This window comes from Pseudooceanicola algae, from assembly GCF_003590145.2.
GTDB lineage: Bacteria > Pseudomonadota > Alphaproteobacteria > Rhodobacterales > Rhodobacteraceae > Pseudooceanicola > Pseudooceanicola algae.
In genome coordinates this window covers 1,025,471-1,038,357 of record NZ_CP060436.1, presented here as the reverse complement: position 1 = coordinate 1,038,357, position 12,887 = coordinate 1,025,471, and the positions used below count along the sequence as shown (strand labels likewise).

11 protein-coding genes are annotated in these 12,887 nt (G+C 63.3%); 4 read left to right on the top strand and 7 right to left on the bottom strand.

The genetic code is table 11. From position 1 onward, the window contains the following. Positions 1 to 34: 34 nt before the first annotated feature. The 6 genes from PSAL_RS04920 to PSAL_RS04895 all read right to left on the bottom strand — a co-directional run bounded on the left by PSAL_RS04920 (position 35) and on the right by PSAL_RS04895 (position 7,174). Positions 35 to 1,909 carry an adenine deaminase gene (locus PSAL_RS04920; protein WP_119840146.1) on the bottom strand — a complete coding sequence of 625 codons (1,875 nt, stop codon included), beginning with the start codon at positions 1,907 to 1,909 and terminating at the stop codon, positions 35 to 37. A 50-nt stretch (positions 1,910 to 1,959) separates the two neighbouring features. Further along, on the bottom strand, positions 1,960 to 3,051 hold the full coding sequence (locus PSAL_RS04915; RefSeq protein WP_119840145.1) for an AI-2E family transporter: 1,092 nt from the start codon (positions 3,049 to 3,051) through the stop codon (positions 1,960 to 1,962). A gap of 164 nt (positions 3,052 to 3,215) precedes the next feature. After that, the gene (locus PSAL_RS04910; protein ID WP_231388616.1) at positions 3,216 to 3,980 is read right to left on the bottom strand and encodes a GntR family transcriptional regulator; all 765 of its coding nucleotides are present in this window, start codon (positions 3,978 to 3,980) and stop codon (positions 3,216 to 3,218) included. Continuing rightward, the gene (argE, locus tag PSAL_RS04905) at positions 3,925 to 5,100 is read right to left on the bottom strand and encodes an acetylornithine deacetylase (protein ID WP_119840143.1); all 1,176 of its coding nucleotides are present in this window, start codon (positions 5,098 to 5,100) and stop codon (positions 3,925 to 3,927) included. The genes PSAL_RS04910 and argE overlap by 56 nt, the downstream gene beginning before the upstream one ends. Continuing rightward, positions 5,100 to 6,284 (bottom strand): M24 family metallopeptidase, encoded by a 1,185-nt coding sequence (locus tag PSAL_RS04900; RefSeq protein ID WP_119840142.1) that lies wholly within the window; start codon positions 6,282 to 6,284, stop codon positions 5,100 to 5,102. The genes argE and PSAL_RS04900 overlap by 1 nt, the downstream gene beginning before the upstream one ends. Positions 6,285 to 6,604: 320 nt before the next feature. Then, positions 6,605 to 7,174: a YcbK family protein gene (locus tag PSAL_RS04895; RefSeq protein ID WP_119840141.1), complete on the bottom strand. Its 570-nt coding sequence runs from the start codon at positions 7,172 to 7,174 to the stop codon at positions 6,605 to 6,607. A gap of 424 nt (positions 7,175 to 7,598) precedes the next feature. On the opposite strand from PSAL_RS04895, the gene PSAL_RS04890 reads away from it, so the two are divergent. Genes PSAL_RS04890 through PSAL_RS04875 form a run of 4 tightly spaced genes read left to right on the top strand, consistent with a single transcriptional unit; the run spans position 7,599 to position 11,746 of the window. Beyond that, positions 7,599 to 9,113, top strand: a complete 1,515-nt coding sequence (locus PSAL_RS04890; protein WP_331274419.1) for a L,D-transpeptidase family protein — start codon at positions 7,599 to 7,601, stop codon at positions 9,111 to 9,113. A 37-nt stretch (positions 9,114 to 9,150) separates the two neighbouring features. Further along, positions 9,151 to 10,242, top strand: coding sequence for a UDP-3-O-(3-hydroxymyristoyl)glucosamine N-acyltransferase (locus PSAL_RS04885; RefSeq protein ID WP_119840139.1), 1,092 nt, complete (start codon positions 9,151 to 9,153; stop codon positions 10,240 to 10,242). Positions 10,243 to 10,277: 35 nt separating this feature from the next. Next, the gene (locus PSAL_RS04880) at positions 10,278 to 10,541 is read left to right on the top strand and encodes an acyl carrier protein (protein ID WP_119840138.1); all 264 of its coding nucleotides are present in this window, start codon (positions 10,278 to 10,280) and stop codon (positions 10,539 to 10,541) included. Beyond that, a complete protein-coding gene (locus tag PSAL_RS04875) occupies positions 10,538 to 11,746 on the top strand; it encodes a beta-ketoacyl-[acyl-carrier-protein] synthase family protein (RefSeq protein WP_119840137.1) in 1,209 nt (402 codons plus the stop codon). The genes PSAL_RS04880 and PSAL_RS04875 overlap by 4 nt, the downstream gene beginning before the upstream one ends. A gap of 127 nt (positions 11,747 to 11,873) precedes the next feature. On the opposite strand, the gene PSAL_RS04870 is transcribed toward PSAL_RS04875, so the two are convergent. Next, a complete protein-coding gene (locus PSAL_RS04870; protein ID WP_119840136.1) occupies positions 11,874 to 12,512 on the bottom strand; it encodes an invasion associated locus B family protein in 639 nt (212 codons plus the stop codon). Positions 12,513 to 12,887 lie beyond the last annotated feature (375 nt).

The window sequence follows — 12,887 nt, the reverse complement described above, 5'->3', positions numbered from 1 at the left end:
CGGGTGTTCCTGCCTCGGAGCAGCTTCTTAAACGCTACCACACAACCGGGTGAGTCGCGCCTGTCGTTACGTTAACCAACCCTTCCGGCGCGTGGTCCGACGGTGCGACAAGGACCCAGGTCCAGGGCGAACAGGTCAGGGTGGCCCAGGCGAGTCGCTCCGGGAAGCCGGGTTGCCAGCGCGGATTGTAGGAAGGCTCGTACAGCCAGTCGATGGTTTCGGCGGCCTTCAGCAGTGCCTGCATGTCCGCGTCCAGCGCCTGCGCGGGGCGGGCGGACATCAGCCCGGCGATTTCCCAGCGGATCGTGGCCAGCACCTTGCCCCCAGACACCAGCGCCCAGCCTCCCTGCATTTCAGCCACTGTATTGGCCGCCAGCGCCATCGCCGCGTCCGAGGACCCGCAAGCCCAGAGGTTATGCTTGTCATGCGCCATGGAGCAGGCGAGCGCCGTCTCGGGCGTTGCCGGGCCGCAGCCCAGCCAGAACATCTTTGACACTTCGCCGCGCCCCGAGAACCGGTCGATCACGGCGAACTTGGTGACATTGCGCGCGCTGTCACGCTGAACGGCGCCGTCCTGTACGGGCAGATCGGCGGTCAGGAAATTCGGCGCCCAATGGAAGGGACGCAGCAGCGCCGCTGTCATGGTCTCGCGCCCCGGAGCGGCAGGGATGCGAAAATCCTCGGCCTGCAAGGTGCGACCGACATTCACCGTATCACTGGCCCAGTCGGGCCAGTCGATCTGCGGGATTTCGGCAAGGTAGGTCTTGCCCCGCGATACCCGGCGACCATCGGCCCAGACCTCGGCGATGGCAAAGCTGTCGACGTCGTCAAGCAGCACGATATCTGCATAGCGGCCCGGTGCGATCAGGCCCTGCCAGGCCTCGAGCCGCATGTGCCGGGCGGGGTTGATCGTGGCGCATTGGATGGCGATTTCGGGCGCAAGACCGGCGGCGATGGCGGTGCGGACGTTGTGATCCGTCGCCCCGGTCTTCAGCGTGTCCGTGGCGGACCGGTCATCGGTGGCAAAGGCCACGCGGCTCCAGTCGCGCAGACCCATCTGCAACAGTCCCTGTACCATTTCGGTCAGCGAATGGATGCGCAATTCGACGAACAGCCCCGCCGCAAGCTTGTCCATCGCTTCCTGCGCGGTCCACATTTCATGATCCGAGGCGATCCCGGCGGCGGCAAAGGCATTGATGCCCGGCAGATCGGTGATCCCGGCAGCATGGCCTTCGACCACGGCGCGGGCGGCCATGGTGGCGGTCATCATGCCCCAAAGCCGGTCATGGGACGGGTTTGCAGGATCGGAGACCCCGGGCCAGTCCATGACCTCGTCCAGACCGGCGACCATGCGGCTGTCCTTCAGGAAATCGCGCTGCGCATCGTGACCCAGCCAGCCGCCGCCGTGTTCATAGGCAGTCGGCGGAACGGCCGAGCCGGGCAAGGGATAGATCTTCAGCGGCGACCCGGCGCGCCGCGCCGCAAGCCAGAAATCCAGCGTGTGATCGGCATCGACATTGGAAAATTCGTGGCTGGCCTCGCAAGTCCAGGTATTGCCGCGCGGCAGGACAAGGGCTGCTTCGTATTCCGGCGTCAGGTGCGAGCTTTCGATATGCTTGTGGACCTCGCCCAGACCGGGCACCGCGGCCAGGTCCGGCAGGTCGACGATCTCGGGCGCGGTGCCGGGCCAGCTGCCCGCCGGACCGGTATAGGCGATGCGAGCGCCTGAAATGACGATCTCCTGCACGTCGCGCCACAGGCCGGTCCCGGTATCCAGAAGCCGCCCTGGACGCAGGATCCGGTCGGCAGGCGCGTGGCCAAGGGCGACCTGCAAAAGGGCCTGGCGAATGGCGGCTTCGGCGACGGGATCAAGATCGGTATCGGCGACGGTCTCGGGGGGCAGGGTCATGGCAGGCATCCGCTGAGTGGCTGAGCCCCCGGCCTACTCCCTGCGCGGGGTCACGGCAAGGCGGCAGGATCACTTGCTTCGGGATGGGCCACTTCGATCTCGTCGACCCGTTCGGCCAGCAGCAGCGCCAGCCAACGCGTGGTGTCGAAGCTCGACAGGACGATCGCCAGGATGGATGTCAGCGGCACGGCCAGAATGGCACCGGGGATGCCCCACATGGTGGTCCAGACCGCCAGGGCCAGCAACACCACGAAGGGGCTGAGGTTCAGCTGACGCCCGATCAGGCGGGGTTCGACGATGTTGCCCAGCACGAATTGCACGCTTGTCAGCGACACCCCAACCAGCAGGGTCAGCGAGATCGAGCCGAATTGCGCCAGTGACAGGGCCACGGGAAAGAAAACGGCAAGGTAGGAACCGACATAGGGAATGTAGTTCAGCAGCCCGATCACCACCGCCCAGAAAAGGGCGAAATCCACCCCCCAGGCCCAGAGCACCGCAAAGGATATCACCCCGAGGATCACGTTGATCAGGGTCTTGAAGGCAAGGTAGCGGCTGATCTTGATGTTGATATCGGCCAGGATATGGGCGACCCGGTCAAACTGCGTGCGGCTTTTCAGGGCGGCGTTCAGGCGGCGCTGAAACGACTCCCGTTCGGCAATCATGAAGGCCGCGTAGATGAACACCAGAAATATCATTGCGCCGGCGTTGGTGAACCCGCCCAGCACCGCCAGAAACAGCACCCGCAGGTCGATCCGCCCGATGGTTTCATCGCGGATCTTGTCCCAGGCTGCCTGTTCCTCAAGATGGAAACGGGTGGCGACACCATCGACCATGGCGCGCAGGTTTTCCTCGTATCCTGGTGAAACCGCGATGATTTCCTTGACCGTGGCGGAAATGATCGCGGCCAGGATCAGGATCAGCAAGATCAATCCCACCAGCAGGATCAGCCGCAGGATCTGCACCGGAAAGACCCGCAGCACCGGCAGTCGGCGGATCATGGTGACGGCGGATTCCAGCACGTAGATCAGGATCAGGGCCGTGACGATGGGCAACAGGATGCTGCGCCCCAACACCAGCATACAGGCAATCGCCATGAACAGGATGACCCCGAGAACGAGGTTCTGAAACCGGTTTTCCTGCATGTGTCGTCCTGTCTTCTGTGGGCATCATGGGGGTCGTCAGGCGCGCCCGGGACCGACCTTAAAAGGGGCGTATCGCAAGGATGAAGTCAACGCCTGCGGCCAAAGTCTGTTGCGGCGGGCAAGGTTGCCAGGTGCCCGCGCAGGAATGACGGCAATCGCGGCGCTCAGCGCCGGTCGGGCGGCGCCGGGCGCTGCCGCCGGGCCAGGATGCGGCGGAAGCTCATCGAGACATGGGCGCGGTGGATGGAGGCCGCGGCCTCCAGGTCGCCTGCCTGCAGCGCGGTGCAGACGTCTTCGGCTTCGCGGGCGAAAATCGCGATCTCCTCGGCAAGGTCAAGGTCGTCGGCCGCGAGGCTATGTATCCAGATGCGCGCGGTTTGCAGGTAAAGATGCCGGGTCATCTGCATGAGTGGCCGGTTCGCCGAAAGCTGTCCTTGCGCGAGAATGAAATCAAGGATCAACCGGGCAAAATCCCGGCGGTTCGTAGGATCCGCGGGAAGGGCGGCGGCGCGTGCGGCAAGGGCGCGGAACTGCCGGCAAAGGGCAGGGGACGGGGGGCGCGGATCAAGACGCGCCGGCAAGATGCAAAGGGCGATCCGCAGGTGATAGATCTGGTCAAGGGCGTCATCGGCCAGATCCGTCACAAAGGTCCCGACCCCATGCACCGCATCGACCAGCCCTTCGGCTTCGAGCCGCGCAAGCACCCGCCGCAGAGGCGTCCTCGAGATGCCGAATTCAGCGGCCAGTTCTGCCTCGGACAGGCGTTGTCCCGGCGGGTAGTCGAGCATGCAGATCCGGTCCCGCAGGGCCTCTTCAATCCGGTCGCTCCGGTCGCGGGCGGTTTCGCTCAGGCCGTCCTGCGGCCCCGCGCCTTCAGCCTGCGTCACCGGTTCGCCCATGGCGGCGCGCCAGCTTGCCGAGCATCTCAAGGCATTGTTCCAGCTGAGAAATCTCGACGAACTCATCCGGTTTATGCGCCTGATCGATAGATCCGGGACCACAAAGCACGGCCTGCATACCAAGCTGCTGGAACAGGCCCGCCTCGGTGCCGAAGGGCACGCAATGGGCGCCATTCGCCCCGGTCAGACGCTGGACCATATCTCGGATCTCGTTCTCGGCCATGGGAACAAGGCCGGTAACCTCGCCGATGGTTTCGGTCTGAATGTCCGCTCCGGGTGTCACTGTGCGCATGGCGGGCAGAAGCTCGGTATCGCAATAGGCCGCGACCGACGATTTCACGAAGGCCATGTCGTCGTCGTTGATCGGGCGCATTTCCCATTCCAGCGTCGCCATGCCGGGGATGACGTTATGGGCGTGGCCACCGTGCAGGGCGCCGATGTTGATCGTGGTCTCAGGCGGCTCGAACGCCGAAATTTCGGGCGCGCGGGCCTTCAGATCATCGCGCAGGGACAGCAGGTGGGTGATGTAGCGGGTGGCGAATTCCACCGCGTTGGTGCCGCGATCAGGCGCCGATCCATGCCCTTCGGAGCCCGAAAATCGCACGGTGTATTCGCAGACGCCCTTGTGGCCTTCGACCACCTGCATGCTGGTCGGCTCGCCGATCAGGGCAAGGGCCGGGCGGATGGCACGTGCGCGCAGCATGTCGACAAGGGCGCGGGCGCCGATGCAGCCGACCTCTTCGTCGTGGGTGATCGCGATATGGATCGGGCGGTCCTGCGCGGCCTCTGCCAGATCCGGCGCCAGCGCGAGGCAGGCGGCGATGAAGCCCTTCATGTCGCAGGTGCCCCGGCCGAAAAGCTTGCCCTCGGCTTCGCGCAAGCTGAATGGATCGCTGCTCCAGGGTTGTTCTGCCACCGGCACCACGTCGGAATGGCCCGACAGGACCAGACCGCCGTCGATTTCGGGGCCGAAACTGGCCCAGAGGTTCGCCTTGGTGCCGGTCGCATCGCGCAGCACCTCGACCCGCGCGCCAGCGGCTTCGAGATGGCGCGCGATATAGGCGATGGCCTCCAGGTTGCTGTCCGCCGAGATGGTCGGAAAGGCGATCAGATCGGCCAGGATCGTGCGGGTTTCGGCAAGCCTGTCCATCAGTCTTTGACGAACAGCTTGCGGGGCACGTTGCACAGGGGCTCCGCCGCGCCGTCTTCGCGGATCAGGATGGTTTCGGTGGTTTCCAGCCCCCAATCATCCATCCAGAGCCCGGGCATGAAGTGGAAAGTCATCCCCGGTTCCAACACGGTTTCATCCATGGCACGCAGGGACACGGTATGTTCGCCCCAGTCGGGCGGGTAGGACAGGCCGACGGCATAGCCGCAGCGGTTCGGGCGTTCGATCCCGACCTTCATCAGTTCGACATCCAGCGCGCGGGCGATATCGCAGGCGCGGTTGCCGGGGCGGGCGACCTCGATCCCGGCATTCAGCCCTTCGGTCAGCGCCTTGGAGGCATCGGTCAGATAGGTCGGAGGCTTGCCGAAAAAGATCGTCCGGCACAGCGGCGCGTGATAGCGGCGATAGCAACCCGATTGCTCGATAAAGGTTGCCTCACCCTTTTTCAGCGCCTCGCCGTTCCACGTCAGATGCGGCGCGCTGGCGTCTTCCCCCGAAGGCAGCAGCGGTACGATGGCCGGGTAATCGCCCCAGCTGTCCTCTTCACCCTGCACGGCCGTTTTGAACAGTTCGCCCACCAGGTCATGTTTGCGCATGCCGGGTTCGGCCAGTTCCATCGCCCGTTCGATCACCAGTTCGGAAATCCGCGCGGCCCGGCGCATGAAGGCCAGTTCCTCGTCGCTCTTGATCAGGCGCTTCCAGTTCACCAGGGTCGAGGCGTCGATCAGCGTGGCATCGGGCAAGCCGTCTTCCAGCACCGCATGGGCGCGGGCGGTGTAGAAGTAGGTCTCCATCTCAAGTCCGATGCGCGCATCGCCGTAACCCATGATCCGCAGGTGCGAGGCGAGGTCTTCCATCGGGTGACAATCGGTGGCCTGGATATAGCGGTCGGCGTAATAAAGGATGTTTTCATGTTCCATCCAGACCGTGCGCTTGGCGCCATTTGCGTCCTGCATGCGGCCCCACCAATAGGGGTCGCCTTCCATCGGAAGGATCACCCCCTGGTGAACATAGAAGGACCAGCCGTCATAGCCCGTCAGCCAGTACTGGTTGGACGGATTGGTGACGAACAGCACGTCGATCCCGGCCTCTGCCATGGCGGCACGGGTGATGCGGATGCGGCGCTGGTATTCGGCCGGGGAAAAGGGCGCCTTGTTGGAGGCCATGTTTCGGTTCCACTTGTGTACAACGTTGCGGGGCATGTCGGAAGAGCGCAACGATTCCGGGATGGGGCCAGCCGACTCGGGGATCGTTGTACACATCATTGGAACAGGCGCGGCCGCCCCGTCAATCGCTCCGATGTGGCGGGGCCGGCAATCTGCAAGGGCCCCGGCGCTGGCTGCCCCCGGATTGGGCTTTCCTCATGTCTTGGCAGGGCTTGCAGGCATGAAAAAAGGCCGCCCCCTGGCGACCCTGTTCAATATCGGCGGGAAAGCGGGCCGTTGCCCGGATTCCGACGTCTGTCGCAACACCTGCGGCCTGAAGATCAGGCGCCCCAGGTACGTACGGGACCGCAATCCATGTGGACGAAGTTCGACCCGCTGTAGCGTCCGACACCGCCGGCACGGCAGGAGGCGGCGGCACGGGCCATCTGGTTGACACTGCGCGACGCCAGACGAAGGTCTGCGGCCTGTGCCTTCATGTGCAGCGAATTCTTGGCCACGCCGGAAGACCGGGACCGCAGCATCGCATTGGTCTGCGGAGACCGGTAACCGGACAGGAGCATGTAGGGTTCCTTGATCTCCATCAGGTTATGGGCTGCGGCCATGATGTCGACGGTACGCAAATCGACCTGCTTGACGGCGCCGCTGCGCCAGTCGCGCATGAAGGTGGAGATCTCGGTCAAGGCATCTGCCAGGTATTCCCCTTCGATCCAGTAGATCATGTCGAGGTTTTCACCGGTTCGGGCGTTGTACATCTTGATACGTCGGATATCACCTGAGCTGCGCAGGAACCCTGCTGCCTTGGTGTAAGTCGGTGCCGCAGTTACCACGGTCGCCGCGAATGCCCCCAAAAGGGAGCGACGCGAAATTTTCGCGAAGCTTTGCTCGGTCATGTCAGCGCTGTCCCATCGCCATGTATTGGTGGACCCCGGTTATCCGCGGTTCCGTGCTATCTCATCCCCAGATGCATGGCTGTTATGCCACAGTGAAGAATTGTCTCAAACCCTTCTTGGAGAAAAGTTCCTAGCGATCGGTAAAAGTCGGCAAGAAATCGCCAGAAAATGGCGCGAAAACCGCCGTTCCCTGTCTTGACCGTGTTCTCTATGCTGCGCTTGAAAGCCTTGTTTCGGGGATTACCTTTAAGTGAATGGACAGCCATAAGGCACTGACGGCACGGTTTTTCCAGGCAGTACGGTCAGAACGGAAAGTTAGGCAGGCACAATGACGACATTCAGCATGAGACAGGTTGGCGGGGCAGCACTGCTATCGCTTACTTTGCTCGCACCCTTGGCGGGACATGCCGCGCAGGACGCACAAGTGACGCCGCGCAAGCTGGCCTTTGCCGAGGCTGTCTCAGCGGATACGGACCTGGCGGCCTATTACCGTGCCCGTGATTTCGCCCCGATCTGGACCGGAACCGACACGACCGCCATGCAACGCCGTGCGGCGCTGATTGCGGGGATGGAAACGGCCACGGCGCATGGGCTCCCCGAAGGCAAATACAACGCCGATGCGCTGATCGCGCGTATGCAGGGTGTCCAGACCGACGCCGACCTTGCGCGGATGGAAATTGCGCTGTCGCGCATTTACCTCGACCTGGCGGGCGACCTGGCGACGGGTATCCTCGCACCGGACAAGGTTGTTCCCGGTATCCTGCGCGAGGCGCCGGTGAGGCCTGCGGCCTATTACCTGGACGGCATTCAGAGCGCCGATCCGGCCGAATTCGTTCGGACGCTGCCGCCCCAGACGGCCGAATACCTGGGCTTGATGAAGGCAAAGTTCCAGATGCAGGCGATGGTGGACAGCGGCGGCTACGGCCCGCAGGTCCATGCCGAGATCCTGCGCCCCGGCGATTCCGGGCGCGAGGTCATCGCCCTGCGGGACCGGCTGGCGGCTATGGGATACCTGGGCATGTCGGTGACGGCCACCTATGACGCAACGATGCAGGCGGCGGTTGCGGCCTTTCAGGCAAACATGGGCCTGGAACAGGACGGGGTTGCCGGACCTGCCACGATCACCCAGATCAACGTGCCCGTTACGGAGCGCCTGCAATCCATCGTCGTCGCGATGGAGCGGGAACGCTGGCTGAACATGCCGCGCGGCGACCGGCATGTGCTGGTCAATCTGACGGATTTCTCGGCCCGGATCGTGGATTTCGATCAAGTGACCTTCCAGACACGTGCGGTCATCGGGGCCAAGGGGGCGGATCGCGAGACACCAGAGTTTTCCGACGAGATGGAATACCTGATGATCAATCCGACCTGGCATGTGCCGCGCAGCATCGTGGTCAACGAATACCTGCCCAAGCTGCAGCAAAACCCCAACGCGGACAGTCAGCTGAACATCATGGATTCCCAGGGTCGGATCGTTCCCCGCGACGCGGTCGACTGGCGGCAGTTCACCCGGGCCAATTTCCCCTTCGTGATGAAGCAGCCGCCATCCAATTCCAACGCGCTTGGTCTGGTCAAGTTCATGTTCCCCAACAAGAACAACATCTACCTGCATGACACCCCGTCAAAAAGCCTGTTTCAGCGCAATGTCCGGGCCTTCTCGCATGGCTGCGTGCGGCTTCAGGATCCGTTCGATTTTGCCTATGCGCTGCTGGCCCCAGAGGTCGATGACCCGGAATCCTTCTTCCAGTCAAAGCTGCGCTCCGGCACGGAGACCCGCGTCGATCTGGAAACCCATGTGCCTGTGCACCTGATCTACCGGACGGCTCTGACATCCGCGAAGGGTCAGATCGAATTCCGCGACGATATCTACGGCCGGGACGCGCTGATCTGGAATGCACTTGCGGCGCAGGGGGTGACTCTCGACCCGGTTCGCGGATAAACCCGACCCATAGAGTTCATGGGGAGCGTCAGGCCATATGGCCCATTCCATTCAAACGATCGCCGAAGCCCTCGGCTGCGTTGCCGTAGGTGACACCAGCCTGATGGTCGATGGCCTGGCAGAACCTGCCACGGCCGGACCAACCACCCTGGCGCTGGCGATGAAGCCGGCCTTTGCCGAAGGGCTGGCCCATGGCCAGGCCCGTGCGGCGATCCTTTGGGAAGGGGCGGATTGGCAAAGCTACGGCCTGGAAGCGGCGGTGTTTTCGCCCCGTCCGCGTCTGGCCTTGTCGACGCTGACCTCGATGCTGGATCCGGGGCCGGGGTTCACCCCCGGCATCCACCCCTCGGCGGTTGTCGACCCGACAGCCATCCTGGGCGAGGGCGTCTCGGTCGGTCCCTTCACCCTGATCTCGGCCGGTGCCCGTATCGGCGCAGGGTCCAGCATCGGCCCCCAGTGCCACATTGGCCCGGATGTCGAGATCGGCGAAGGCGCCCTGATGCATTCCGGCGTCAAGATCGGCCGGGGCGTGCGGATCGGCGCGCGCTTCCGCGTGCACCAGAACGCCGTCATCGGCTCGGACGGCTTCAGCTTCGTGACGGCCGAGGTCAGCAACGTGGAACGCATGCGGTCCTCCCTCGTGGCCGAGGTCGACGACAGCGAACAAAGCTGGATCCGCATCCATTCGCTCGGCTCGGTCGAGATCGGGGATGACGTGGAAGTCGGGGCCATGACGGCCATCGACAGCGGGACGGCACGGGCCACCCGGATCGGGTCGCGGACCAAGATCGATAACCTGTGCCATATCGCGCATAACTGCATCATCGGCACGAATTGCCTGCTGGCCGCCTTTGCCGGCGTCGCGGGTTCGACCCGCATCGGCAACAACGTGGTCTTCGGCGGCCGCGCCGGTGTGGCCGACAACCTGAAGGTTGGGGACGGCGCCATCATCTCGGCCGCGGCGGTCGTGTTGCAGAATGTGCCTGCGGGGCGCGTTGTGATGGGGCATCCGGCTCTGAAGCTGGATCAGAACATTGCCATCTACAAGGCCCTGCGCCGGTTGCCGCGCATGGCCCAGCATGTTGCCGATCTTCAGAAAGCAGTTTTCAAGCGCTCAGAGAACGACTAAATCGGCGCAAGACCTTGCGATAGGGGGATGGGGCTATGACAGACATCAGTCAGAAGGTGGTCGAGATCATCGCCGAACAGGCGGTGCTTGAACCATCGGACGTGTCTTTGGACAATACACTGAACGACCTGGGCATCGATTCACTCGGCCTGGTCGAAAGCATTTTCGCGATCGAGGAAGCCTTCGACATTCAGGTGCCATTCAACGCCAATGAGCCGGGTGAAAGCGATTTCGACATCTCGGATGTGAAGTCCATCATTGCCGGGGTCGAAAAACTGGTGGCGGAACAGCATTCGTGAAACGTGTGGTGATTACCGGGGCAGGGACAATCAACGCCCTTGGCCATGACGTGGCCGAAACCCTGGAATCGATGCGCGAGGGCCGCTGCGGCATCGCGCCGTTGGATGTGCGCGATGCGGACCGGCTGATGGTGAACATCGGCGCGCAGGTCCAGGGCTTCAGCAGCGAAGGCCTGTTCAATCGTCAACAGATGGTGCTGTACGACCGGTTCACCCAATTCGCCCTGGTCGCCGCCCGCGAGGCAATCGCCCAGTCCGGTCTGACCTTTGCCGGCGAATTGGCGCATAAGACCGGTGCCATTCTGGGCAATTCCGGCGGTGGGATGACGACCATCGACGAAAACTACCGCTCGGTCTACGAGGACGGCAAGAACCGGGTGCATCCTTTTGTCGTGCCCAAGCTGATGAACAATGCCGCCGCCAGCCATGTCAGCATGGAATTCAACCTGAAGGGCCCGACCTTCACGGTGTCCTCGGCCTGCGCCAGTTCCAATCACGCCATGGCCCAGGCGTTCCAGATGGTGCGCAGCGGCATGTCGCCTGTAATGATCACCGGGGGGTCCGAAAGCATGCTTTGCTTCGGCGGCGTCAAGGCCTGGGAGGGCATGCGCGTCATGTCCAAGACCGCCTGCCGCCCCTTCAGCGCTAACCGCAACGGCATGGTGCAGGGGGAAGGCGCAGGGGTCTTCGTCTTCGAGGATTATGACCACGCCCGCAAGCGCGGGGCCGAGATCCTGGCCGAAGTCGTCGGCTTCGCCATGACCTCGGATGCGACGGATATCGTCATGCCGTCCAAGCAAGGGGCGTCCCGTGCCATTGCAGGGGCCATGGCCGATGCCGGGATCGGACCCGAGGACATCGGTTACATCAACGCCCATGGCACCGGCACCGCGGCCAATGACAAGACCGAAAGCGCCGCCGTTGCGGATGTCTTCGGACGTCATGCGGACACGGTGATGATCTCTTCGACCAAGTCGATGCACGGCCACCTGATCGGCGGCACCGGCGCGGTGGAGCTTCTGGCCTGCATCATGGCGGTGCGCGACGGGGTGATCGCGCCCACCATTGGCTACGAGGAACCGGACCCCGAATGCGCGCTGGACGTGGTGCCGAACGAGGCCCGCGATGCCAAGGTGGAATATGCGTTGTCCAACGCCTTCGCCTTTGGTGGACTGAACGCCGTGATCGCCTTGCGTCGGGTCTGACAGGACGGGCCAGACCCTGCAGGATCGGACCGGCTTTCCAGCTTTGATCCCGACGACCTTCTGAAACGAAAAACGCCGCCGGGCAGGATCTGCCGGCGGCGTTCTCTTTACAAAAGGGGTTCCCGGATCAGTTCGGGGCCTTGGTCGGGATGACGGTGGTCTTCTCGAAGCCGTTGGTGAAGCCAGTCAGGGACAGCGGCAGTTTCACTTCGACCTGCGGGGCGCTGTAGGGGCGAATGATCACCTCGGCCGAGCCGCCGTTCTTGAAGGTGTTCAGATCCGCTTCGGTCAGGCCGATGCGCGACACGCAACCGACGCGGTTGCAGACCGCGAAGGGGTATTTCTTCGGTGCTCCCTGATCGACACTGACAACAAGGCCAGCCGGCAGCAGGGTTTCCAGCGGGGCCACGATATTGGCACCGGCAACGGCCTGGCTGTCGTCTTCCACCTTGTAGACGATGATCTCGGCTACCGGATTGTTCTGTTCATCGCGCAGCAGTTGGTACAGCTGGCAGGGTTCGTCTTCGCCGTTCTCGGTCTTGATGCACTGCACCGCCCAATCGCCGGCGTTCTCGCGGATGTAGACTGCGCCGGTCTGGGTCTCGGTCATGGGATCTTCGCCCATCGACAGACCGCCCAGATCCGTGCTCCCGGCTTCGGGCGTCGGGGCATCGGTGGCTGGCGTTTCAGCATCCTGCGCATAGGCCGGAAGGGCGAGGAGGCCGGTCAGGGCCAGGGCAGTCGTGACTTTGGAAATTGCAAACATGTCGGTCCCGTTTTTCGTCCTGTCGGAGGCCGACTTACCACGCAGCCGATCAAGTGTCAGGCCCCTTACTGGGCGCGGCGGATCAATTTGCGGATATCGGCGACTTTCGGCAAAGCATGGCCTCTCTCGTGGCCGCCCATTGCAATTCCGGGGTCACGCGCGCAGACGGGAAAAGATCGTGGACACGCAAGGATCTGGGCACAATAAGAAAAGGAGCCCGATCGGACCCCTTTTCTATCGTTTCTCCCCGTCGGACTGGCCGACTTATAATTGTCACGAACGCTAGGTCTTTTGCTGATAGCCGTCAACAGGGAATCGCGCGGGATCCCCAGCACCTGCTGGGCCTGCAGCACCTAAGGGGGCGGGATTGGAAAA